Origin of the sequence: Leucobacter sp. CX169, assembly GCF_017161405.1 — a bacterium.
Taxonomy (GTDB): Bacteria; Actinomycetota; Actinomycetes; order Actinomycetales; family Microbacteriaceae; genus Cx-87.
Genome location: NZ_CP071051.1, coordinates 137549 through 160907 on the forward strand (window position 1 = coordinate 137549; position 23359 = coordinate 160907).

The 23359-nt window shown below is 70.6% G+C and carries 18 protein-coding genes; 15 read left to right on the forward strand and 3 right to left on the reverse strand.

Features of this window, described 5'->3' with window-relative positions:
• Window positions 1-38: 38 nt before the first annotated feature.
• From JW030_RS00610 to JW030_RS00630, 5 genes are read left to right on the forward strand one after another with little or no spacing between them, the layout of a single operon-like run.
• Window positions 39-1370 (forward strand): ABC transporter substrate-binding protein, encoded by a 1332-nt coding sequence (locus tag JW030_RS00610; RefSeq protein WP_188045879.1) that lies wholly within the window; start codon window positions 39-41, stop codon window positions 1368-1370.
• Window positions 1370-2167 carry an ABC transporter ATP-binding protein gene (locus JW030_RS00615; protein WP_188045878.1) on the forward strand — a complete coding sequence of 266 codons (798 nt, stop codon included), beginning with the start codon at window positions 1370-1372 and terminating at the stop codon, window positions 2165-2167. Before JW030_RS00610 ends, JW030_RS00615 begins: the two co-directional genes overlap by 1 nt.
• Window positions 2164-2889 (forward strand): ABC transporter ATP-binding protein, encoded by a 726-nt coding sequence (locus JW030_RS00620; protein ID WP_188045877.1) that lies wholly within the window; start codon window positions 2164-2166, stop codon window positions 2887-2889. The genes JW030_RS00615 and JW030_RS00620 overlap by 4 nt, the downstream gene beginning before the upstream one ends.
• A complete protein-coding gene (locus JW030_RS00625; RefSeq protein WP_188045876.1) occupies window positions 2886-3773 on the forward strand; it encodes a branched-chain amino acid ABC transporter permease in 888 nt (295 codons plus the stop codon). Before JW030_RS00620 ends, JW030_RS00625 begins: the two co-directional genes overlap by 4 nt.
• Window positions 3770-4879: a branched-chain amino acid ABC transporter permease gene (locus JW030_RS00630; protein WP_188045875.1), complete on the forward strand. Its 1110-nt coding sequence runs from the start codon at window positions 3770-3772 to the stop codon at window positions 4877-4879. The genes JW030_RS00625 and JW030_RS00630 overlap by 4 nt, the downstream gene beginning before the upstream one ends.
• Before the next feature lie 137 nt (window positions 4880-5016).
• On the opposite strand, the gene JW030_RS00635 is transcribed toward JW030_RS00630, so the two are convergent.
• Both JW030_RS00635 and JW030_RS00640 read right to left on the reverse strand, forming a co-directional pair.
• On the reverse strand, window positions 5017-5748 hold the full coding sequence (locus JW030_RS00635) for an SDR family NAD(P)-dependent oxidoreductase (protein ID WP_188045874.1): 732 nt from the start codon (window positions 5746-5748) through the stop codon (window positions 5017-5019).
• A gap of 259 nt (window positions 5749-6007) precedes the next feature.
• On the reverse strand, window positions 6008-6781 hold the full coding sequence (locus JW030_RS00640; protein ID WP_188045873.1) for a FadR/GntR family transcriptional regulator: 774 nt from the start codon (window positions 6779-6781) through the stop codon (window positions 6008-6010).
• Window positions 6782-6911: 130 nt separating this feature from the next.
• On the opposite strand from JW030_RS00640, the gene JW030_RS00645 reads away from it, so the two are divergent.
• Both JW030_RS00645 and JW030_RS00650 read left to right on the forward strand, forming a co-directional pair.
• A complete protein-coding gene (locus JW030_RS00645) occupies window positions 6912-7451 on the forward strand; it encodes a YbhB/YbcL family Raf kinase inhibitor-like protein (RefSeq protein WP_188045872.1) in 540 nt (179 codons plus the stop codon).
• 3 nt (window positions 7452-7454) lie between these two features.
• Entirely contained in the window at window positions 7455-9476 is a 2022-nt protein-coding gene (locus JW030_RS00650) for an NADPH-dependent 2,4-dienoyl-CoA reductase (protein ID WP_188045871.1), read from the forward strand.
• Window positions 9477-9605: 129 nt separating this feature from the next.
• On the opposite strand, the gene JW030_RS00655 is transcribed toward JW030_RS00650, so the two are convergent.
• Window positions 9606-10448 carry a siderophore-interacting protein gene (locus JW030_RS00655; RefSeq protein ID WP_188045865.1) on the reverse strand — a complete coding sequence of 281 codons (843 nt, stop codon included), beginning with the start codon at window positions 10446-10448 and terminating at the stop codon, window positions 9606-9608.
• Window positions 10449-10681: 233 nt separating this feature from the next.
• Here JW030_RS00655 and JW030_RS00660 point away from each other — a divergent pair, with 233 nt between their 5' ends.
• From JW030_RS00660 to JW030_RS00695, 8 genes are all read left to right on the forward strand, one after another.
• A complete protein-coding gene (locus JW030_RS00660; RefSeq protein ID WP_188045864.1) occupies window positions 10682-11698 on the forward strand; it encodes an ABC transporter substrate-binding protein in 1017 nt (338 codons plus the stop codon).
• Between the two features lie 31 nt (window positions 11699-11729).
• On the forward strand, window positions 11730-12668 hold the full coding sequence (locus tag JW030_RS00665; RefSeq protein ID WP_188045863.1) for an ABC transporter permease: 939 nt from the start codon (window positions 11730-11732) through the stop codon (window positions 12666-12668).
• A gap of 12 nt (window positions 12669-12680) precedes the next feature.
• Entirely contained in the window at window positions 12681-13472 is a 792-nt protein-coding gene (locus JW030_RS00670; protein WP_188045862.1) for an ABC transporter ATP-binding protein, read from the forward strand.
• Between the two features lie 58 nt (window positions 13473-13530).
• Window positions 13531-17265, forward strand: a complete 3735-nt coding sequence (locus JW030_RS00675) for a proline dehydrogenase family protein (RefSeq protein ID WP_241095483.1) — start codon at window positions 13531-13533, stop codon at window positions 17263-17265.
• Window positions 17262-18026: a M15 family metallopeptidase gene (locus tag JW030_RS00680; protein WP_188045861.1), complete on the forward strand. Its 765-nt coding sequence runs from the start codon at window positions 17262-17264 to the stop codon at window positions 18024-18026. Before JW030_RS00675 ends, JW030_RS00680 begins: the two co-directional genes overlap by 4 nt.
• 38 nt (window positions 18027-18064) lie before the next feature.
• Entirely contained in the window at window positions 18065-20134 is a 2070-nt protein-coding gene (locus tag JW030_RS00685; RefSeq protein ID WP_241095484.1) for a CapA family protein, read from the forward strand.
• A 97-nt stretch (window positions 20135-20231) separates the two neighbouring features.
• A complete protein-coding gene (locus tag JW030_RS00690) occupies window positions 20232-21869 on the forward strand; it encodes an amidohydrolase (RefSeq protein ID WP_188045860.1) in 1638 nt (545 codons plus the stop codon).
• 209 nt (window positions 21870-22078) lie between these two features.
• A complete protein-coding gene (locus JW030_RS00695) occupies window positions 22079-23359 on the forward strand; it encodes an MFS transporter (protein ID WP_188045859.1) in 1281 nt (426 codons plus the stop codon).

Below are 23359 nucleotides of genomic sequence, written 5' to 3' on the forward strand. Positions count from 1 at the left end.
TGCGTGCGGCCACTGCATGCATCCACAAAGGAGTGAAGATGACCGAACATCGTGCTGAGCCGCCAGTTCGTCGGCCAAAGCCAGTGAACCGACGGAACTTTGTCACCGGCCTCGGGCTTGCCGGGGTGGGCGGTCTGCTCGCCGGCGGTGGCCTCGGCTACGGGCTCGCCCCGCGCGGCGCCCAGGGTGGCGCGGTGGGTGGCGGAGGCGTCACCAAGATCGGCATGGTCGCCCCGGTGACCGGCCCGTACTCGGGCGATGGCCAGGAGATGGTGCGCGGCGCCGAGCTCGCGGTCGAGGACATCAACCAGGCCGGCGGCCTGCTCGGCAATCAGCTCGAGCTCGTCACCGCCGACATCGCGGACATGGCGCCCGAAAACTTCATCCAGGCGGCCCAGCGGCTCGTCTCGCAGGAGAAGGTGGCTGCCGCGTTCGGCGGGTACACGACCGCGACGTCGGTCGAGTTCGACATCTACGCGCAGGCCGGCGTGCCCCTCTTCCACACGAACACGCTGCAGGAGAACACGGACTACGCCGTCAAGAACGGCATGACCAACATCTTCCAGTGCTGCCCGACCGAGATCTGGTACGCGAGCGGCTTCATCCAGCTCATGCAGGAGTGGATCGAGAGCGGCGTCTGGACGCCGTCATCGAACACCGTCGCGGTGATCTCAAGCAACGACTCGTACTCGATCTCCATCGCGAAGGTGCTGCAGGAGGGTATCAAGAAGCTCGGCTGGACCGTCACGATGTACGAGGAAGTCAGCGTTCCCTACGCCGACTGGGGCCCGCAGCTCTCGAAGATCCGTAACAACCCGCCCGGACTCATCTTCATCACCGACTACCTCGCGGGCGATCTCGCGAGCTTCGCGAAGCAGTTCGCCGCCGCCCCGACCAACTCGCTGCTGTACCAGCAGTACGGCCCGAGCGTGCCCGAGTACCTCGAGCTCGCGGGCGACGCGGCGAACGGCGTGGTCTGGTCGACCACGATCGGCACGCTCCCCGACGAGATGGGGACGGCCTTCCGTCAGCGCTACCTCGACACCTACGGCACCGAGGCCGGCCTCAGCCAGTCGGGCGCACAGTACGACATCGTGCGCCTGTGGTCGCGCGCCGCCGCTCTTGCCGGCGACCCCTACGCCTTCGAGCGGGTGACGAACGCGGTGCTCGCGAACACCTTCCGCGGCGTCGTGGGCACCTACGGCTTCGACCAGAAGGAACTCACCGCGATTCCGTTCCCCGACAAGCTCGCCGACCCGAGTCTCGCGATGCCGCACCTGACCTACCAGATCCAGGACGGCAAGCAGGTGCTCTTCTCGCCGGCTCCGTACGGCCTGGGCGAGTTCGTGCTGCCGAAGTGGCTGAGCTGATGAGCACCGAAGCTGCCCTGCTGGAAGTGCGGGGCGCGACCAAACGCTACGGCGGCCTCACCGCCGTGAACGACGTCAGCTTCGAGGTCCAACGCGGCGAAATCTTCGGCATCGCGGGCCCCAACGGGGCGGGCAAGACGACCCTGTTCGACGTGCTTACCGGCATGGTGCGGGCGACCGATGGCGAGACCCTGTTCCGGGGCAAGCCGATTCACCAGGCGACGGTGCACGAGATCTGCCATCTCGGGATCACCCGCACCTTCCAGCAGCCGTCGGTGTTCGACAGCGAAACCGTGCTCGGCAACGTCCTGGTCGGCGCTCACTTCGGCTCGGGCGCTCCCTGGTGGCGCGGCCTGCGCCGGGGCGACGAACCGTGGGACCACGCGGTCTCGGCGCTCGATTTCGTCGGCCTTTCCGGCCGCGAGTCCGAGGTTTCGGGACCGCTGCCCGTCTACGACAAGAAGCGGCTCATGATTGCCTCGGCCCTCGCGAGCGGCCCCGAGCTGCTCTTCCTCGACGAGCCGTTCGGCGGGCTCACGGACGAGGAGATCGACCAGCTCATGGTGCTTCTCGAGAAGATCCGCGACAGCGGGGTCACGATCGTGCTCATCGAGCACGTCATGCGCGCGCTCATGGCGCTTGCCGACCGGATCCTGATTATGAACCAGGGCGCGACCCTCTTGCAGGGCGACCCCGCGACGGTCATGCGCGACCCCGAGGTGGTGCGCGTGTACCTCGGTACCGGAGCCGCCGCCGAGGCGACCCGCTCGCTGCCAGTGAAGGGAGAACGGGCATGAGTGAGAACTCGATTCTGGAGGTGACCGGCCTCGTCGCGGGCTACGGCTCGACGCCGGCGGTCCACAACGCCACGTTCTCGGTGAACGAGGGCGAGTGCGCCGTACTGATCGGCCCGAATGGGCACGGCAAGACCACGATCCTGCGCGCGATCAGCGGCCTGGTGCGACCGTCGGGCGGCGAGATCCGCTTCGACGGCCAGGTCTCGACGCACGAAAAGGTCGAGAAGCTGGTCGACCGCGGGCTGATTCACATCCCGCAGGGCGACCTCGTGTTTCCCGACATGACGGTGGCCGAGAACCTGACGCTCGGCGCCTTCTCGCGCTCGGCGCACAAGCTGGCCAAGGAAAAGCTCGAGCGCGTCTTCGAGCAGTTCCCGAAGCTCGCGGAGCGCTCGGGCCAGCGCGCCCGCACGCTCTCGGGCGGCGAGCGGCGCATGCTCGCCCTCGGCCGCGGCATGATGGGCGAGGCCCGTCTCATGATGATCGACGAGCCGAGCCTCGGCCTCGCCCCGGTCATCGTCGACGAGGTGTACGAGCTCATCCGCGGCATCGCGGACTCGGGCCTCACGGTGCTGCTGGTCGAGGAGAACGTCTCGCGCGCCGCGACGCTCGCCGACCGCGTGCACCTGGTCGAAAACGGAGAGATCCTCCGTTCGGGCACCGCAGACGCGGTGCTCAACGACGCCGCGGTGGCGGCCACCTACCTGGGGGTGACGGAATGAACCTCATCCTGCAGACGCTCGTGAGCACGATCGTGCAGGGCTCGATGCTGGCGTTGATCACGATCGGCATGAGCCTCGTCTACGGCACACTGCGCGTGCTCAACATGGCGCAGGGCGTCATGGTGATGCTCGGCGGCGTCGCCGCCTACGTCACCGTGGCGAACCTCGGGCTCTCGCCCTGGTGGGCCATGCTCATCGCGGCCATAGTGACCTTCGCCCTCGGCGTCGCGAGCTATTTTGTCGGTGTGAAGCCGCTCGTCGGGAAGGCCGGCGTCGACTTCGAGATGACCGCGTTCATCTCGACGTTCGCCATCGCCACGATCCTGCAGAGCGTCGTGCTGTGGGTGTTCGGGCCCCGCCAGAAGAACTTCCCCGAGCTCATCTCGGGCAGGATCGAACTCACGGACGGGGTCTCGATCACGTGGCACCAGGTGCTCACCGCGGTCATCGCGATCGGCATGCTCGCGGCGCTCGGGCTGTTCCTCACCCGCTCGCGCTATGGCCTCGCGATCACCGCGGTGGCACAAAACCTCGACGCCGCGCGCCTCATGGGCATCCCGGCCAAGCGGGTCTACGTGCTGACGATGGGCATCGCGAGCGCGCTCGCCGGGGTCGCCGGCGTGCTGCTCGCGCCCGTCTACTTCGTCTCGCCGAACATGGGTGACCTGCCGCTGTTGCAGGCCCTCATCGTGGTGATCTTCGCGGGGCTCGGCAGCGTCCGGGGCACCGTCATCGCCGCCTACATCATCGGCTTTGTGCAGGCGGCCGTGTCGATCTTCTGGAGCTCAACGTTCGCGCTCCCCGTCCTCTACGCGATCATCGTGGTCGTGCTCATCGTCCGGCCCTACGGGATCGCCGGCAAGCCGCAGGAGGCCCGACTGTGACTCAGAACACTGCAGTGGGTGTGGGCACGACCCGCACCCAGAAGCTCCCTCGCTGGGACGCGAAGGCGCTCGGCTGGCCCCGCCCCAACTGGGTGGTCATCGGCATCGCGATCGTGATCGCCGCGCTCATCCCGATCGTCGCGCCCGACCGCAGCTGGGTGAGCGTCGCGACCCTCGCGATGATCTGGATCACGCTGGGCCAGAGCTGGAACCTCGTGCTCGGCTACGGCGGGGTGTGGAATTTCGGCCAGCTCGCGTTCTACGCGATCGGCGCGTACGCCGCGGCGCTGTTGTCGCTGCACGCGGGCCTGCCGCCCTGGCTCGGCATCCTGGCCGGCGGCCTGATCGCATCCGGGATCTCGCTGCTGCTCACCATCCCGGTGCTCCGGCTGCGCGGCATCTACGTCTCGCTGCTCACCTTCGGGTTCGCCGAGGTGGTGCGCCTCCTGATCGTCGCCGACCAGTCGGGCGTGACGGGCGGCTCGTACGGCCTGTCGGGCTTTGGCGGGCTGGGGTTCGAGGGGCTCGGCGGCAACGCGGAGGGCAACGCGAACTACTGGGTCGTGCTCGCAATCGCGATCGTCACGAGCGTGATCATCACGGTGATCGTGCGCTCGCCGCTCGGCAACGGCATGATCGCGCTGCGCGACAACCCGGCGCTGGCCGCGGCCCGGGGCATCAGCCCGCGCACGACGCAGATGCTCCTCTTCGCGATCTCGGGCTTCTTCGCCGGGGTCTCGGGGGCGCTGTACGCCTACGTGTTCAAGGTGGTCGCCCCGACGCTCATGGGCCTCGGCCCGATGACGCTGCTCGTGACCATGCTGGTCGTCGGCGGCCTCGGCACCGTGGTCGGTCCGATCGTCGGCACCATCATCATCGCCTTCGTGCAGGCGCGCATGCAGGAGTTCCCCGAGGTGCGCCTCGCGGTGCTCGGCGTCGTGCTGCTCGTCATGGTGCTGCTCATGCCGCGCGGGCTCGTGCCGGTGTTCAGCCGAGCGTGGCAACGGCTGAAGGACTGGGTGGCCGAGGAGGAGGACGTCCCGAAGGACGACCCCGACTACCCGAGGCTGCTCGCCGAGGCGCGCGCGAAGGAGGCCGCGGGCTAGGTACCGGGCGGCTGCGCCACCGGCGGTGAAAGCCGCTGCGGGCGCCGGCCGCGCCGAGCGACACGCAGGGCCCGGGAGAGCGAATCTCCCGGGCCCTGCGTTGTCGCGGCCGATCGGCAGGTCGACGGCCGCCCGAGCTACGCGACGAGGTAGCCGCCGTCGACGGGCAGCACGACGCCCGTGATGTAGCTGGCCGAGTCGCTGCTGAGGAACAGGCAGGCGCGGGCGACGTCCTCCGCAGTGCCGAGCCGGCGGGCCGGCAGGCGAGAGACGAGCGACTCGGTGGCCGCCGCGTCCTCGACGATCGTCGTCATGGGAGTGTCGATGACGCCGGGCGCGACCGCGTTCACGCGGATGCCGGCGCCGCCCAGCTCGACCGAGAGCTGGCGGGTCAACGAAACGACCGCGCCCTTGCTCGACGAGTAGTGCGCCGACGGCTCGACCTCGTCGCCGCGCCCGTAGGCGACCGAGGTCAGCAGCGTGATCGCCCCGCCCGTCATGCGCCTTGCCGCGGCGCGCGACACGAGGAACGAGCCGGTCGCGTTGATCGTCATGGTCTGCTGCCAGTCCGAAAGGGTCAGCTCGGTCACCGCGCGCGTGCGATAGATCCCGGCGCAGTGCACGACCGCGTCGGGGGCGCCGCCCAGGGCGATGACCGCCGCGTCGAACGCCGCCTCGACGGCGGTCTCGTCCGTGATGTCGGTGCGGATATGCACGAGGCCGTCCGCCGCCCAGTGCTCGGCCGCCGCGTCGAGGCTCACGACGCGCGCGCCCTCGGCGAGTGCGAGCTCGGCGGTCGCGCGGCCGATGCCGGACCCGCCTCCGGTGACCAGCAGGCGGCTCGGGGAGGGAGTGGGGCGCGCGTTCATGGGCAAGGTGCTCCTGTGCAGGGGCGGCCGCGAGCAGCGACCGACAGCGTGGTCGATGATTCCGCTAGTCCATCACGGCCAGGCTCCCTCGGCATCCGTTACCTGACGGACGGGCTGACCCAACAGGATCCTGCCCCTGCCCCGCAACCCACATCGAGCTTGCGCAATGTGCGGCATCGAGCGCCCGGAAGCAGCCCTTTGCGCAATCTCGGCGCCGAACAACGGGCCGAGGGAGAGGTGAAGCGGGGACGGGCAGCGCCTAGCGGGCCTCGCCGACCCCGCTCGCCTGGTTGATGCGTTCCTGCTGCTCGGGGGTGCGCGTCAGGGGAGGCACGACCTCCTGCGCGTCGTTCACGATGACGACGTCGTGGTCGACGTGGTTCGCCATCGAGTGCACGGCGTCGATGAAGTCGCCCCGGCGAATCGCGTCGAGCACGCGGGCGTGGTCGCGCTCCATCGCGGCGGCGCTGCCCACGTTGGCCAGGCGGCCGCGGTGCTCGGGGGTGCGTAGCTGGTCGTTGATGCCGGCGTAGAGCGACGCGAGCAGCCGGTTCTTCGCTGCGACGAACAGGAGCTGGTGAAAGCGGCTGTCGAACGCGGTTACGTCGCTGCCGGTGTTCAGTACGGGGCAGCGCGAGCAGCCGAGCTCTTCCTCTGCCGCGATCTCGAGCGCCGCGAGGTCCTCGTCGGTGCGGTGGTGGGCGGCCTGCTGGGCCGCCTCGATCTCGAGCGCGCGGCGGTAGCTCAGGATCTCCTCGAGCGAGAAGTCGCTCAGGAAGTCGTTGAGCAGGGCGCTCGTGGGCGACGCCGAACGCACGAAGGTGCCGCGGCCGGGGTTCGTCTCGAGCATGCCGAGGCTCGCGAGGGAGCGCACGGCCTCGCGCACGGTCGAACGGCCCACGCCCATCTGCTCGGCAAGCTCTGCCTCGACCGGGATCCGGTCGCCGACCGCCCACTCGCCCGTCGTGATGCGTCCGCGCAGGTACGCGAGCGCGGCGCGGGCGCGGGTTGAACCCGAGGACCCTGCATTCATCTCGTACCTCACCAATCAGTTGCCAGAATTCCACTATAACTTGGCCGGGAATGGAACCGCCCCCCGCCTATGCTGGGGGACACGCTGCCGCGGTGCGCGGCGGGCGAGCAACACACGAGGAGCGGCAAAGATGCGCGAACCCCTGAACCCCTACGCCAACCTGCGTCAGGTGCCCGGCTTTTTGGTCACGAGCACCGACATTCAGGACGGCGAACCGTTGCCCGCCGAGCAGTTCGCGACCTACGCGGGTGGCCTCGGGCGCTCGCCGCAGCTGAGCTGGTCGGGCTTCCCCGCAGATACCCAGAGCTTCGTGGTCACCTGCTTTGACCCCGACGCCCCCACAGGATCCGGGTTCTGGCACTGGGCCGTCGCGAACCTCCCGGCCTCGGTCACGTCGCTTCCGGCCAATGCGGGCGACCCCGGGACGGGCCTCTTGCCCGAGGGCGCGATCACGATGCCGAACGAGATGCGCGAGCCGTCGTTCACCGGCGCCGGTCCGCCCGAGGGCACGGGCGTTCACAACTACTGGTTCGTCGTGCACGCGTTGAACGTGCCCCGCATCGACATCGACCCGCAGGCGACCCCCGCGGTGCTCGGGTTCATGATGCGCGACGCCGTGATCGCCCGCGGCATCCTCGTCGCCACCGCCGAGTTCGGCGGAGCGGCCTAGGCCATGGCGCGCTTCGAGCAGCTGTTCACGCCCCTGACGATCGGCGGCCACACGCTGCCGAACCGCGTCATGATGGGTTCGATGCACCTAGGGCTCGAGGAAGCCCCCGGCGGCTTCGAGCGCATGGCCGCCTTCTACGCCGAGCGTGCGCTCGGGGGTGTCGCGCTGGTCGTCACGGGCGGTATCTCGCCGAACCAGGCGGGGCGCCCGGGCGTGGTCGGAGCGGTGCTCGACGACGAGTCGCAGCTCGCCGAACACCGGCTGCTCACCGAGGCGGTGCACGCCGCGGGCTCGAAGATCCTGCTGCAACTGCTGCACTTCGGCCGCTACGCCGAGCACGACGATCTTGTGGCGCCGAGCCCGCTGCGCTCGCCCATCAAGGCACGGGTACCGCGCGAGATGAGCGACGCGGACGTTCGGCAGACCATCGCCGATTTCGGCCGCGCCACCCGGCTCGCGCTCGCCGCGGGGTACGACGGCATCGAGGTCATGGGCTCGGAGGGATACCTGCTCAACGAATTCCTCGCCCCCGCGACGAACCAGCGGGACGACGCGTGGGGCGGCGACGCTGAGCGGCGTCGTGCGTTCCCGCTCGCGGTGGTGCGCGAGGTGCGCTCGGCGCTCGGCGCCGGGCCGATCCTGTCGGTGCGTGTCTCGGCCGTCGACCTCATTCCCGGCGGCAGCACGGGGGACGAGACCCTCGCCTACGCCGGCGAACTCGCGGGCGCCGGGGCTGACCTGCTCGTGACCGGCATCGGTTGGCACGAGTCGCGCGTCCCGACCATCGCGACGAGCGTGCCGCGGGCGGCCTTCGCCGAGTTCACGCGCGCGCTCAGGGGCGCGGCTGGCATCCCGGTCGCCGCCGCGAACCGGATCAATACGCCCGAGGTGGCCGAGCGCCTGCTCGCCGACGGCACCGCCGACCTCGTCGCGCTCGCGCGCCCCCTGCTCGCCGACCCCGCGTTCGTGGCGAAAGCGCAGGCGGGCACCCCTGACGCGATCAACACCTGTATCGGCTGCAACCAGGCGTGCCTGGACCACGCCCTCTCGGGCCGAATCACCTCGTGCCTCGTCAACCCGCGCGCCTGCCACGAGACACAGCTCGTACTCGGCCCGACGCGCAGCGCCCGCAAGATCGCCGTCGTCGGCGCCGGCCCCGCCGGCCTCGCCGCCGCGACCGCCGCGGGGGAGCGCGGTCACCGCGTCACCCTGTTCGAGGCGCGCAACGAGATCGGCGGCCAGTTCGATTTGGCCCGGCGGATCCCGGGCAAGGAGGAGTTCAGCGAAACGCTGCGCTACTTCACGGGCGAGCTCGAGCGCCGCGGCGTCGAGGTGCGCACCGGCACGCGGGCGACCGCCGACGCGCTCGCCGCCGAGGGCTTCGACGAGGTCATCATTGCCTCAGGTGTCATGCCCCGCCGCCCCGCGATCCCGGGAGCCGAGTCGTCCATCGTGGCCGACTACGCGGAGGTGCTGCGCGGCGAGCGGAGCGTCGGTGAGCGCGTCGCGATCCTCGGCTCGGGCGGCATCGGCTTCGACGTCGCCGAGTTTCTCACCCAGGACGGCCCGGCGAACGCGCTCAGCCCCGAGCGCTTCGCCGAGTCTTGGGGTGTCACGCAGGATCCCGCCGTCCCCGGCGGAGTGCTGCGCCCCCGGCCCGAGATCAGCCGGCGTCGCGTCACAATGCTGCAGCGCAAGGCAACGAAGCCGGGAGCGGGGCTCGGCCTCACGACCGGCTGGATCCACCGCGCGGAGGTCCTGCGCCGAGGTGTCGAGCACGTCGTTGGCGCGAGCTACGACGAGATCACTGAGCGGGGCATCCGCATCACGGTGGACGGAGTGACGCGCGAGCTCGAGGTCGACACCGTCGTGCTGTGCACCGGGCAGGAGTCGGTCGAGGAGCTCTCGGCGGCGCTTGCGGCGCTCGGCATCCCGGCGCAGGTGGTCGGCGGGGCGCTGCTCGCGGGCGAGCTCGACGCGAAGCGTGCGATCAAACAGGGCACCGAGGCGGCCGCGGCGCTGTAGGGCGCCTCGGCGCGCCCCACTTTCATCGAGGCGTCGCAATCTGCGGCTTGAACTCGCGCGAAGCCGCAGATTGCGACGCCTCGGCGGGGTAGCTGGAGGGGGCTTGGGGCTCGGGGCGAAGGGCCCGGGCTAGACCCGCTCGTCCGGGTCAAAATTCACGCGTCCCCGGCGCCAGTAGCCGGTGAACTCGGCGCGCTCTGCGGGGAGCGCGCCCGGGAGGCTGCGGCGTGCGGCCGCGAGCTCGCTCGCCTCGCCGACCGCCCAGAGCCAGTCGCGCTCGCCGAGCGGCACCGAGCGCACCGCCTCCTCGAGCTGACCCGGACCGTCGATCCGATACAGCCACTCGACGCTGGCCCGCGCAGCGAGGTGCGGGGACAGCGCGGACTCGTAGCCGTCCTCGTCGCCGATCACGATCACCGTGGCCCGGATCGCGGGGTCGAGTGCCGCGAGCATGCCCGAGAGCGCGGCGATGCCGGTCTCGTCGATCACGAGCAGCGCGCGCTCGACGTCCGCGGCCGACGGCAGCTCCCGGCTCGTGCGCGGCAGCGCGACGACGGCCTCGGCGCCGAGCTCGGTGCTGTGCTCGGTGTGCCCGTGCAGCCAGGCCGTCGCGGGCCCGGGGCTGGCAAACGACACGGAGTCGATCTCGATCGCCCCGGCGTCTCCCGTCACGCGCGGGTCGACCCGCGTGAAGTCCCGCGAGATCGACACCGCGTCGGCGGCCCGCACGATCGCGCCGTCCGGCGCGATGCGGGGAGGCACGAGGTATCCGGTCGCGGGGTCGGGCAGGAACAGCTTGATTCGGTCGTCGGGCGAGCCCGAGCCAGCCGCCGCCAGGGCCACCACGTCCTCGGGCCCCACGGGCTCGAGGCGTATCCGCGAAATCGTGGGGGACAGGGGTGTGCGCTCAGCCAGGCGGACGCGCACGAGCGCGGCTGGGTGGTCGAGAACTGGGCGAAGGGCTCCGATCATGCCTCTAGTATTACCGCCGCCGATGGCCGGAGGGCCACTGTGCGAGCGCCGCGGGAACACAACGAGTGCGCAACATCTATGGTTCTCCTACGTCAGTGGTGCCCGGCGTCGGCCGGGGCTCGGTACGATTACCCGTGGTGGTCCAGCGACGGGCTGCCCGCGCCCAGTGCGCAACGAGCCGGCCACGCACCTCTAGCGCCGCAGTTCCATACCCAGGACCAAAGGAAGTTTCGATGCGAAATTCGTTCACCCGCCGCCGCGCACTCGCGCTGACCGGTATCGCGGCCACCGCCGCCCTCGCTCTTGCTGGCTGCGCCGCAGGTGACACCGCGACGGAGGGCGGCGACGAAGCCGCCAAGTCGGTCACGATCGGCATCAGCCAGTTCGTGCAGCACCCCGCGCTCGACGCTGCGACCGAGGGCTTCAAGCAGGCCTTCATCGACGCCGGCTACGTCGAGGGCGAGACGGTCACGTTCGACGAGCAGAACGCTCAGGCTGACGTGGCGAACGCCACCACCATCGCGCAGAAGTTCGCGGCCGACAGCGTCGACCTCGTGCTCGCGGTTGCTACCCCCTCGGCGCAGGCCGCGGCGCAGAACATCACCGACATCCCCGTGCTCTTCACCGCCGTCACCGACGCGGTCGAGGCCGGCCTGGTCGACTCGAACGAGGCCCCGGGCAGCAACGTCACCGGTACGAGCGACCTGAACCCGGTCGCCGACCAGATGGCGCTGATCCAGGAGATCGCCCCTGACGCCAAGAAGGTTGGCATCGTGTACAGCTCGGGCGAGGTCAACTCCGAGATCCAGGTCGCGCTCGCCAAGGACGCTGCGAAGGATCTCGGCATCGAGATCGTCGAGAAGACCGTCTCGAACGCCGCTGAGATCAAGCAGGCCACTGAGGCCCTCGGCGACGTCGATGCGATCTACGTGCCCACCGACAACGTGGTCGTCTCGGCGATCTCGACCGTCGTGCAGGTCGCGGAGGCCGCACAGATCCCCGTGATCGGCGCCGAGGCTGGCACCGTCGAGGGTGGCGCCATCGCGACGCTCGGAATCGACTACACGAAGCTCGGTCACCAGACCGGCGAGATGGCCATCAAGATCCTGCAGGAAGGCGCGGACCCCGCGACCATGCCCGTTGAGACCTCGAACCAGCTCGAGCTCGTCATCAACCCCGCCGCCGCCGCCCGCATGGGTGTCGAGCTGCCGGCCGCGATCGTCGATCGCGCCGACCGCGTGATTGAGTAGACACTAGTTACGTAACAACGAAGGGCTGATCATGATCGGTGCGATCGAACTGGGGCTCCTCTACGGCGTCGTCGCCTTAGGGGTGTACCTCACCTTCCGCGTCCTGAACTTCCCTGACCTCACGGTCGACGGAAGCTTCACCACGGGCGCGGCGGTCGCTGCCGCTCTGATCACCGCCGGGCAGAGCCCCGTCCTCGCAACCCTCGCCGGGTTCGGGGCGGGGCTCATCGCCGGCACCATCACCGGGATCCTGCACACCAAGGGCCGCATTGACGGCCTGCTCGCGGGCATCCTGACCATGATCGCGCTGTGGTCGATCAACTTGCGCATCATGGGCAAAGCTAACCTCCCGCTCTTGCGCGAGGAGACCATCATGACGCCGCTGCGCGACGCCAACGTCCTCGGCAAGACGGCCATCGGCATCGCCGTGTTCGCCGTCGCGGTCCTCCTCATCAAGCTCCTCGTCGACTGGTTCCTGTCGACCGACCTCGGCCTGTCGATCCAGGCCACCGGCAACAACGAGCAGATGATCCGCAGCTTCGGTGTAAACACCGATGGCACCAAGATCCTGACTCTCGCGCTCTCGAACGGCCTCGTCGGCCTCGGCGGCGCGGTCGTCGCTCAGTACCAGGGCTTCGCCGACATCAGCATGGGCGTCGGCCTCATCCTCGTCGGCCTCGCCTCGGTCATCCTCGGCCAGGCGGTGCTGGGCCACCGCGGCCTCTTCATGGCGAGCCTCGCCGTCGTCTTCGGCGCCGTGCTCTACCGCATCATCATCTTCGGCGCGCTCAAGGTCGGGCTCGACCCGCAGGACATGAAGGCGATCACCGCGATCCTCGTGATCCTCGCGCTGCTGTTGCCGCGCTGGGGCTTCCTCAAGAAGATCCCGTCGCTGCGAAACCGCGGCGGGCGCGTACCTCCGAAAGAGGCCGCGGCCGAGACGACCGCCCCCGCGACGGCAGAGGGTTAAGGAGCGATCGCCATGCTGAGTATCGACACCATCTCGAAGACCTTCTTCCCCGGCACGATCAACGAGCGCCGCGCGCTCGCCGAGATCTCGCTGCACCTCGAGGAGGGTGACTTCGTCACCGTCATTGGCTCGAACGGCGCCGGGAAGTCCACGCTGCTGAACTCGGTCGCCGGCCGCATCCTCGTCGATTCTGGCGAGATCAAGATCGACGGCAACCGGGTGAACAAGCTCAAGGAGTTCCAGCGCGCCCGCTACGTGGGCCGCGTCTTCCAGGATCCGATGGCCGGCACCGCCCCTGACCTCACGATCGAGCAGAACCTGGCCCTCGCCCTGAAGCGTGGGCAGACCCGCGGCCTGAGCCGCGGCGTCACCAAGGCGCGTCGCGCGCGGTTCGCCGAAGAGCTGCGGGCGCTCGAGCTGGGCCTCGAGAACCGGTTGAGCGCGAAGGTCGGACTGCTTTCGGGTGGCCAGCGCCAGGCGCTGTCGCTGCTCATGGCCGGGTTCACCGAGCCCCGCATTCTCTTGCTCGACGAGCACACTGCGGCGCTCGACCCGCAGCGGGCGGCGCTCGTGACCGCACTCACTGAGCGCATCGTCTCCCAGGGCGGCCTCACCACGCTCATGGTCACGCACAACATGGAGCAGGCGATCGCGCTCGGCAACCGCCTCATCATGATGCACGACGGGCGTATCGTCTTCGAGGCGAGCGCCGAACAGAAGCAGCAGCTGACCGTGCCGATGCTGCTCGCCGAGTTCGCCAAGATCAAGGGCGCGAGCTTCGACGACCGGGCGCTGCTCACGTAGCTCCCGGCTCGCCGCGGCTCTGCAGGATCCCGTCGCCATCGGCCAATACAGTGGGCGTATGACGAGCGAATTGGGCAGCGCACCGCACACCGACGCAGGCCTTTCAGGCCTCGCAGACGAGGCGAATGCCCTGGTCGGCAGGTGGATCGAGAGCGTCGCAGAGGCGCGTGCCGCGGGCGTGAGCACCGCCTCGCCCACCGCGGCACTGCTGAACGAGGCCGAGGGCTTCGACTTTGGTCGCGACTTTGTCGACCTCGTGGCGAGCCCCGACGACGCGTTCGTGGCCGCCGAGGGCCTCCGGCAGGTCTCGCGCGAGGTGCCCGAGACGCTTCCGGTGCCGCTCAGGCTTGCGCTCCGCGCCGGCGGACTCGTGTCGCTCGGGTTGCCGTGGGCGATCGTCCCGCTCGCGAAGCGCCGCTTGCGGCGCCTCATCTCGCCGCTCGTGGTGACGGCCGAGCCACGAGGGCTTTCCGCGCGCCGCGAGTTGACGCGCGACCCGATCGCCCGGGTGCTCGCAGAGACGCTCGAGCTCGGCTGCGAACCCGGGGCTTCCCTGCTCGGCGACCCCGTACTCGGCCCGGACGCCGCCGCGGCCAGGGTCGCCGGGATGACGCGCTTGCTCGAGACCCCCGGGCTTGCGGCCCTCTCGATCGATCCTGCCGGGGTGCTGCCCGAGCTGGGTGACCCGCGCGACGCGGGCTGGTCGCAGGACAGCGCGGCGGCGCGCGCGGCGGAGTTGCTGGCCCCGCTCGTTGCTCGGGCCGCTGAGCTCGGCGTCGCCATCACCCTCGAGGCGCACTCGTACCGGGCGGCGCTGCTCGTCCCCGAGCTCGCCGAACGGCTGCTGGCCGCCACTGAAGCGGACGTTGACCTCGGCATCACCGTGCTCGCCCAGCTGCCCGAGTCGCTCGGCATCATGGAGGGTTACGCGGGGCTGGCCCACGCCCGCGCTGAGGAAGGCAGGGCCCCCCTGCACGTGCGCGTCACCCGAGGCAGGATCGCGGCCGAGGAGGTCGCTGCGGCGATCATTTCCGGGCTCGGCGTGCCCAATCTCGACACGCGTGAGGCCGTCGACGCGCAATTGGTGCGCCTGCTCGAGTTCGCCCTCGCGCCCGAGCACGCAGCAGCCCTGCGGCCCGTTCTTGCGACGCGAGAGCCGCACACGATCGCCCTCGCTCTCGCGCTGGCCGAGCGACGCGGAACCGCGCAGCACCTGATCATCGAACAGACCCGGGGCAGCGGCGCGGCCACCCTGCAGGCGCTCGTGGACTCGGGCGCGCGGCCACGGCTGCTTGCGCCCGTCGTGCCCCCGGGGGAGTTTCGTGGAGCACTCGCGCTGCTGCGCGACCTGCTCGAGTTGCGGGCCGCGGACGGCTCGGCGTTCGAACGCGCCGACGCCGCGCTGTTCGACCCGGCGGCTCGGGAGGCGGGCCATGAGCGTGCCGAGGCCGCACTCGCGGCGGCGCAGGAGGCGCCTCCCGAGACGCACCGCCTGCAGCAACGGGCGCGCGAGTGGGACCCGTCCGAGCGCGACAGCGCCCTGTTCTACCGGCCCCCGGCCGACGCCGACCGCTTCGACACCGGCGGGCTCACGGCCGCCGTGCTCGGCCTGACTCGTGGTTCGACGGGTGCGGTGCGTCTCGAGGCGGCCGGCCCCCCGATCCGTGTGCCGGCGATCTCGGTGACGGGGTTCGCGAACGAGCCGATCACTGATGCGACCCGCCCCGAAAATCGCGCGTGGATGCGCGAGGTGCTTGCCGGCGCGGCCGACAGCTTCGACGGCGAGGACCGCGTCGCCGAGGCGCGCGAGGCCGCGGGAGACATCGATGCCCTGGTGGGCGGCGCCTTCGCGAGCGGTCACGCCTGGCGCCAGACGCCGCCGCACGAGCGGGCGACGCGCCTGCGGCGGGCGGCGCTCGGCACGGTCGCCGCCCGCGATCGGCTGTTCCAGGTCCTGGCGGCCACCACCGGCCGTCCCGCGAACGAGCTCGACGCGGAGGTGAACGACGCGGTCGACGCGGCGCGCTACCTCGGCCAGCTGGCCGACGGACTGGGTGCCGTGCGCGGCGCCGAGTTCCAGCCAGACACCCTCGCCCTCGTGGTGACCGCGCCCGAGGCGCCACTCGCCCGCGCCGCCGAGGCCGTCGCCGCCCTGCTCGCCGCGGGCAGCGCCGTCGTGCTCGTCGCGCACCCGGCCGTCGCGCGGGCCTCAGCGGTCCTGCTCGAGGAGTGGGAGGCGACGGGGCTGCCCGAGGGCCTCGTGCGCCTCGCCGTGGCGGAGGCCGCGGACGGCGCGCACTCGGATCTCGCGGCCGCCCTTGCGGCGGACGAACGCTTCGACCGCGCCCTGTTCTTCGGGACCGCGGCGGATGCCCGTGCGCTCGTGCGTCGTCGGCCGTCGCTGCGGATCGCCGCCCAGCTCGCCGCCCGGGGCTCGATCCTCGTCACCCCGAGCGCGGACTTCGCGCTCGCGGCGCGAGACATCGCCGCCTCCGCCTTCGCGGGTGCCGGCCGTGACCCGGACGCCGCGCGCCTCGTGATCCTGCTCGGCAGCGTGGCCCGCTCGCCGAGATTTGCCGAGCTTCTGGCCGACGCGGTGCGCGCCATCGAGGTCGGAGACACCGCTCACCCGGGCGACGTAGACCCCCTCACGTTCCGGATGGGCCCGATGCCCGCCGAGCCGACCGACTCCGAATGGGCGGCGCTCACGACGCTCGATCCGGGCGAGAAGTGGCTCGTGCAGCCCAAGCCGCTGGACGAGTCGGGGCGACTCTGGAGCCCCGGGGTGCGCACCGGAACCCAGAAGAGTTCGGTCTTTGTGCGCGACTACCCGGGTGTGCCGGTGATCGCGGTACTCACGGCGCACACGCTCGGCGAGGCCATCGCGCTGCAGAACGCACACGGCACCGGCGCTGTGGCTGGCCTGCACTCCACCGACCCCGACGAGATCGGGGCCTGGGTCGACCAGGTCGAGGCCGCGACGCTCGCCGTCGGCCGGCCGACCACGGGCCTCCGTGTCGAGCGCCAGCCGAGCGGGGGCTGGAACGAAGCCGGGATGGGCGCTCAGCCACTCGCCGGGGGCCCCTCCCGGCTCATCCCGCTCGGCTCGTGGACCGCGCGCGAGGGCACGCAGAGCAGCACCCTGCACCTGCGGGGCCTCGACCCAGAGGTGCAACTGTTGATCGAGGCGGCGCAGGCGTCGCTCGACTACGACGCCTTCGACCGCGTGCGCCGTGCCGCCCTGAGCGACGCGCTCACCTGGCGTACTTCACTTGGGCTCGTCACTGATCGGGTCGGACTCGGCGTCGAGGGAAACCTCTTGCGGTACTGGCCGGTCGCCTCGCACATCCGCATCGCCGAAGGCGCCGAGCTGGCCTCGCTCGTGCGCGTACTTGCCGCGGCCTTCATCGTGGGGGCCCCATTCACCCTCTCGACCGGCGACCCGTTGCCGCGCGAGATCGCCGAGGTGCTGGCCACGCAGGGCATCGAGGTGAGTCTCGAACGCGATGCCGACTGGCTCGAGCGCCTCGCGGCGTCCGGCGCCCCCGGCCCGGGTGTGCCCGCGTTGCGCATCCGCCTGATCGGGGGAAACCCTGTCCAGGTTGCCGAGTGGCTCGGGGGGCTCGAGCGCACAGCGGTCTGGGCGGAACCGGTCACGATGGCCGGCCCCGTCGAGCTGCTGAGCTTTTTGCGCGAACAGTCCATCTCGATCTCGGCGCACCAGCGCGGCATCGGCACGGGCATCACGCTCGCGCTCTTCCCCGCCGGCGCAGTCGCCGGTGCGCCGCGATGATTGGCCGATCAGGGCGTGCGGTGGCCGGCGCCGCGATCCTGCTCGCGGGGGTGCTTTCGGTGATGCCGGGGTGTGCCGCCGAGACACCGGCGCCCGAACCCAGCCCGAAGGCCTTGCCGAGTCCCGAGCCGACCCCGCCGCCCGAGCCGTCGTTCGACACGTCGGCCCACTCAATCGACGACCCGAACTCGATCTGGGTGGTCTCGAATAAGCTGCGCCCGCTGCAGCCCGTGGACTTCGCCCCGGCTGACCTGTCGATGCCCGCGGGCGTCGGCAACCAGTATGCGCAGCCGCTGCGCGAGCCCGCAGCGCGCGCGGCCGAGGCGCTCATCGGGGCCGCCGCGGCCGCGGGCCACGACGTGTGGATCATCTCCGCCTACCGCGACTACGCGACCCAGATATCGCTCTACCAGGGATACGTCGATCGCGACGGCCAGGCGGCCGCCGACACCTACTCGGCGCGCCCCGGCCACTCCGAACACCAGACGGGCCTCGTGATCGACCTCGACGATCATGGATCCTGTTACCTCGAGGCCTGCTTCGGCCAGACCCCCGCGGGGATGTGGCTCGCCGAGCACGCCGCCGAGTACGGCTTCATCATTCGCTACCCCGAGGGGAAGACGGACGTGACCGGGTTCATCCCCGAGCCGTGGCATTTCCGCTACGTCGGCACCGAGCTGGCGACCGAGATGCGGGCCACCGGTATCGCGACGCTCGAGGAGTTCTTCGGGCTGCCGCCGGCGCCGGGATACGCGCAGTAGCGGCGACCCGCCATAGCTTCGCGGACTAGGGTATTTGCATGAGTGGCCGCGATTTTGACCCGTTCGGTTCCTTGGGACCGATCAACCCCCAGGACCCGACCGATCCCGACGCACCCGTCGACCCGCGCGCGGTGGAACTGCCGCGAAGCTCCGATGCGGGGCAGGATCCGGGCGCCCAGGGCGTCGGCGATCTCGCGCCCTGGAAGCCGCCGGCCCGCCCGGCCCGTTCGCCGTTCACCCCCGTGCCGGGCGCGCCCGAGGGTCGCACCGCCCGGGTGTACCCCGCGGCAGGATCCGTCGGGGCGGGGGAGCCGTCCGCTCCCAGACCCGAAGCCCCGGCGCCGGGCATCGTGCCCGAGCCCGTGGCAACACCTGAGCCCGACCTCATATTCTTCCCGGTCCCCGCGGCGGCCGACGCGGGTGCGTCGCCCGAACCGACCGGTTTCGACGCCGCGATGGACGGCCCTGCCGAGCCGGAGAACGAACCGAATGTGGCGCCCGACACCGCATCAGTGCCCGAGGCAGAGCCCGAGCTCGCTATCGGCGAGACCGTGGCGCCCGCGTCCGCCGAGGCCGAGCCGTCCGCGGACCCCGAGTTCGAGGACGCGGCCGAGTTCCTGAGGTCGCTGACCGAGGAGCTCGAGATCGATCCCGCCCGTCTCGACGACCCGCGCTGGGCGAGCGACGCGGTGAGCGACCAGGCGGTCGACCCGGTCGCCGAGTCCGAGGCAGAGCTCGAACCCGAGCCGCCGCTGGTCGCCCCGGTGGCTCTCGTCGTGCCGGTTGCCGCGGAGCCCGCGCCTCGGTCGGCGGTTGCCGCGGAGCCCGCCCGCGCAGCGGTCGCGCCCGCACTCGCCGCTGATGCCGGCGCCGAGCCCCGCGCAGGAGACGCGGACACCCCTCCGACTCAGGGGGCCCGTCGCTGGCTGCCCTACGCGGCGGCTGTCGTGATCCCGCTCTTGTTCGGCGGCGCCGTCTGGGCGACCTCCGGTGGGCAAACGGCCGCGACGAACCCGCCCGCGGCCCAGCCCTCCGCCGAGGCTGCGCCCGCCCCCACGGACGAAGGGCCGATTCGGGTGCTGGCCATGGGCGACATGCTGCCGCACGACTCGGTAAACCAGAACGCCGTGCAGGCCGATGGCAGCGTCAATTTTTCGCCGTTCTTCGACGGCATTCAGCCCAACCTCGCGGGTGCGGACGCCGTGTTCTGTAACCAGGAGGTGCCGAGCGCCGGCGTTGACTTCGGCATCAGCGGCTACCCGACTTTCAACACCTACGCGGAGTTCTCGCGCGACCTGCGCCAGGGCGTCGGCTGCAACCTGGTGAACCTGGCGACGAACCACTCGGCCGACAAGGGTCCCGAGGGCATCGCGGCGACGCGCGGTCAATGGGAAGGCCTTGAGGCGCTCTCCGTCTCGGGCGCGAACCGCTCGGCGGAGGAGCAGAGCGCGATCCAGTACGGCGAGGTGCGCGGCGTCAAGACGGCCCTCGTCTCGTTCGCCGAGTACTCGAATGCGTCGATCGACGACGTGTCACTGAATTTCATGGGCGACGACGCGCTCGTCGAGCGGCTGCTCACCGAGGCGCGCGCGAACGCGCAGCTCGTTCTCGTCTCGGCCCACTGGGGCACGGAGGACTCGCACGAGGTGAACGACGCGCAGCGAGCCTTCGCGCAGCGCGTGGCCGATCTCGGCGCCGACGTCGTGCTCGGCACCGGCCCCCACGTGTTGCAGCCGGTCGAGTGGGTGCCGCGCGCGGACGGCGGTCAGACCCTCGTCTGGTACTCGCTCGGCAACATGCTCAACACCCAGCTCGGCCTCGACCAGCGCACCGGCATCATCGCCTCGTTCGAGGTTGTTCCGGGCGCGGACGGCGGCCCCGCGACGGTGGCGAACCCCGCCGGCGTGCTCACCTGGATGCACTACGACTGGACGCCCGAGGAAGAGGCTGCGCTGCAGCTCGATGCGCGCCACGCGCTGAGCATCCAGCCGCTCGCCGCCTCGGCCGACCTGCTCGCGCGCACCACCTACGGCGTTTCGGTCGAGCAGATCGCCGAGCAGTCGGCCGCGATCCTGGGCCCGCTCGTCGCGTTGAGCCCCGGGGTCTAGCTTCGCGCGATAGCCTCTAATGGTCGGGCGCCCAATTCGCGCCCAAACGCACCCGCATCGCAGCGGCCACGGCCGCGCCCAGACACAGGAGGACCCCATGGTCGCCACCGTTTACCGCAACGCCGTCGTCTTCACCGGCGATCCGGCCGCCGAGACCGCCGAGGCGTTTGCGGTGGAGGACGGCAAATTCACCGCGGTGGGCTCGCTCGCGTCGGTGCGGGGCGCTGTGGCGGATGCGACCGAGGTCGACCTTGCCGGAGCGTTCGTGGCCCCCGGCGCGATCGAAACCCACGCCCACCTCATGATGTTCGGCGAGTCGCTGAGCAAGGTGCAGCTGCGCGATTGCAACACGGTGGCAGAGATCCAGGATCGCCTCGTCGCGGCCCGGAACGCCGCCCCCGAGGCGAAGCGGATCCTGGGGGTGAGCTGGCGCTTCGAGCCCATCTCGGCCGCAGGCGCGGATCAGCCCACCGCCGCAATGCTCGACGCGGTGCTGCCCGACGTGCCGGTGTACCTCGACGCGAACGACCTGCACTCGGCCTGGGTGAACTCGGCGGCGCTCGCCGAGATGGGCATCACGCGCGACACCCCGAACCCGGTCGGCGGCGAGATCGTCCGCGACGAGAACGGCGACGCCACCGGCTTCCTGCTCGAGACCGCGGCAGTGCAGTACGTATGGGGCTTCCTGCAGGAAGCAGCCACCGACGCCGATCGCGACCACGCGCTCGACCTGGCGTTTGACGCCTACCTGGCTACCGGTGTCACGGGGGCCGTCGACATGGCGCTTATGGAGCCCGACTTCGACGCGGTCATGCGCCGCCTCGACCGCGACGGCAAGCTGCCGTTCCCGTACTACGCGCACTGGATGCTGACCGCCACCGGCGAGGAGGCGACCGACGTCGCGCAGATCGAGACCGTGGTGCGGATGCGTGACAAGGTTGAGGCCGCGGGATACAGCGAGTGGTTCCGCATCATCGGCGTGAAGTTCATCCTCGACGGCGTGATCGACGCCTGCACGGCCGCGATGCGCGCGCCCTACAAGAACGGCGACGAGCCCGGCCCCATCTGGACCGCCGAGCGCGCCCGCCCAGTCGCCGTGGCCGCAGACAAAGCGGGCCTGCAGATCGCGATGCACGCGATCGGCGACGCGGCGAGCGACATCGCCCTCGACGCCCTCGCCCTCGTCGCAGAGGTCAACGGACCGAACGAGAACCGCCGCCACCGGATCGAGCACCTCGAGTACGTCGCCGAGGACTCCATCCCGCGCCTCGCCGAGATCGGCGTGATCGCCTCGATGCAGCCCGTGCACTGCGACCCCGCCGTGCTCGAGAACTGGAAGGCCGTGCTCGGCGACGAGCGCGCTGAGAACGGCTTCCCGTGGCGCAAGCTCCGCGAGTCCGGCGCCCACATGGCGCTCGGTACGGACGCCCCGACGGCGCCGTACCAGATGCCCCAGAACCTCTACATCGCGCTGACTGGCGGCTCGGCCATCGACCCGACGCTTGCGCCGTACCACCCGGAGCGCGCGTTCGCGCCGGGCGAGGCCATCGCGGCGCAGACCTCGGGGGCTGCCTACGCGTCGCGCATCGAGCACGAGGTCGGTCGCATCGCGCCGGGCCTCATCGCCAATGCATACGTGCTCGACGTGAACCCGCTGGTGGCCGCGCCCGAGGCGCTGCTCACCGCTCGCGTGCTGCGCACCCTGGTCGCGGGCGACGAGGCGTTCGCGCTCTAGCGCCCAAGATCGACCCGGAACGGGCCACACCGCGAGGAGATTCGCGGTGTGGCCCGTTTTCGTTGGGTGGACACGCGCCGGTCTCGATTTGACAGTCAAGAGCCTTGTCATGCACGCTGACAATGCAGGTGATTTTGACTCACCTGCAGATCGGGCCGGAACGAGCCGGTTCGAGAGGCGGCAGTGGTGCCGCACCAGAGAGGATCCTGGTGAGCAACGTAGCAACGAACCAGCGCACAATTGAAAATCCGCGAGTGACGTTGGGGCTGCGCAACGGCAGTGCCACGTTCGTCATCGCCATGGTGGGGTTGCTGACGGCAAATATCGTCCCCCTCGTCATCACGGTGTTCACCGATCGGCTGGGCTTCGGCCTCGTGAAGACTGGCGAAATCGTCACCTGGAGCCTCGCGGGCTCGGCGGTCGTCGGTCTGTCCACCGCGCGCTGGGCCTCGGGATCCCGCCGCCGCCTCGTCGCTCTCATCGGGCTCTCGATCTCCGTACTGGGCTTTGGAGCCGCGGCCCTCGTGCCCGACCCGGCGGTCGTCGTCGCTGGCTTCATCGCCGGCGGCATCGGGGCGGGCGGGGCACTGTCGAGCTCGGGCGCGGCGATGGCCGCGATTCAGAACCCGAACCGCGTCTCGGCCACCTCGGGCTTCGTCAACCGCGTGGTCGTCATGATCGCGCTCGTGTTGCTGCCCCTCATCGGCCTCGCGCAGGTGACCGTGTTTGGCGCCCTTGCCCTGATCGCCGCAATCGGCCTCGCCCTCATTCCCTGGCTGCCGAACACCCCCGAGCTCGCCGAGCCCGCCGACGTCACGGCCACGCTGACCCTCGCTGCCCCGCGTCGCATCACCATCGCGGGCATCGCGCTGCTCATTGTCTTCCCGTTCTGGGGCATGAGCGAGGACTCGGTCTACGCGATGACCGGCGTCATGACCGTCCAGCTCGGCATTAGCGAGGCCCAGTTCGGCGCGATCCTGGGAGCCGCTTCCATCGTGGGCGCGGTCATGACCGGCCTTCTGCTCATCGTGGGCAACAGGATCGGCCGGGCGCTGCCGCTCGGCATCTCGCTCGGGATCGCCGGGTTCACGAAGCTCCTGATCGGAACGGCGACCGACCCGACGGCGCTCTCGGTGCTCATCGTCGTGGACAACGCGAACTTCGGCGTCGCCATGGTGTTCTTCCTCGCGGCGGCGGCGGGCCTCGATGCGCGCGGCCGCTGGTCGGCGCCCCTGCTGAGCGCCTACATCGTCGGCTCGAGCTTCGCTCCGCTCTTCGGCGCATTCCTGGCCGAGACGTTCGGGGTGCGGGGGTTCGGCATCGTCGCGGCGATCATCTGCTGGAGCGTCCTCATCCCTGCGGTCATCATCGCGCGCGTCTCAACCGGGGCCGAGCGCGCCCTCGTTCGCGCCGCTGAGCGCGCGGCCGAAGAAGAGGCGAATTTCACCGAGCGTAACCGCGAGCGGGAGTTGGCGAGCGAGGCCCAGTAG

Bases quoted from the DNA above. Each gene is read 5' to 3' on its own strand.
- JW030_RS00610 (WP_188045879.1), top strand. From the start codon at position 39: ATGACCGAACATCGTGCTGAGCCGCCAGTTCGTCGGCCAAAGCCAGTG.
- JW030_RS00615 (WP_188045878.1), top strand. From the start codon at position 1,370: ATGAGCACCGAAGCTGCCCTGCTGGAAGTGCGGGGCGCGACCAAACGC.
- JW030_RS00620 (WP_188045877.1), top strand. From the start codon at position 2,164: ATGAGTGAGAACTCGATTCTGGAGGTGACCGGCCTCGTCGCGGGCTAC.
- JW030_RS00625 (WP_188045876.1), top strand. From the start codon at position 2,886: ATGAACCTCATCCTGCAGACGCTCGTGAGCACGATCGTGCAGGGCTCG.
- JW030_RS00635 (WP_188045874.1), bottom strand. From the start codon at position 5,748: ATGAACGCGCGCCCCACTCCCTCCCCGAGCCGCCTGCTGGTCACCGGA.
- JW030_RS00640 (WP_188045873.1), bottom strand. From the start codon at position 6,781: ATGAATGCAGGGTCCTCGGGTTCAACCCGCGCCCGCGCCGCGCTCGCG.
- JW030_RS00645 (WP_188045872.1), top strand. From the start codon at position 6,912: ATGCGCGAACCCCTGAACCCCTACGCCAACCTGCGTCAGGTGCCCGGC.
- JW030_RS00650 (WP_188045871.1), top strand. From the start codon at position 7,455: ATGGCGCGCTTCGAGCAGCTGTTCACGCCCCTGACGATCGGCGGCCAC.
- JW030_RS00655 (WP_188045865.1), bottom strand. From the start codon at position 10,448: ATGATCGGAGCCCTTCGCCCAGTTCTCGACCACCCAGCCGCGCTCGTG.
- JW030_RS00660 (WP_188045864.1), top strand. From the start codon at position 10,682: ATGCGAAATTCGTTCACCCGCCGCCGCGCACTCGCGCTGACCGGTATC.
- JW030_RS00665 (WP_188045863.1), top strand. From the start codon at position 11,730: ATGATCGGTGCGATCGAACTGGGGCTCCTCTACGGCGTCGTCGCCTTA.
- JW030_RS00670 (WP_188045862.1), top strand. From the start codon at position 12,681: ATGCTGAGTATCGACACCATCTCGAAGACCTTCTTCCCCGGCACGATC.
- JW030_RS00675 (WP_241095483.1), top strand. From the start codon at position 13,531: ATGACGAGCGAATTGGGCAGCGCACCGCACACCGACGCAGGCCTTTCA.
- JW030_RS00680 (WP_188045861.1), top strand. From the start codon at position 17,262: ATGATTGGCCGATCAGGGCGTGCGGTGGCCGGCGCCGCGATCCTGCTC.
- JW030_RS00685 (WP_241095484.1), top strand. From the start codon at position 18,065: ATGAGTGGCCGCGATTTTGACCCGTTCGGTTCCTTGGGACCGATCAAC.
- JW030_RS00690 (WP_188045860.1), top strand. From the start codon at position 20,232: ATGGTCGCCACCGTTTACCGCAACGCCGTCGTCTTCACCGGCGATCCG.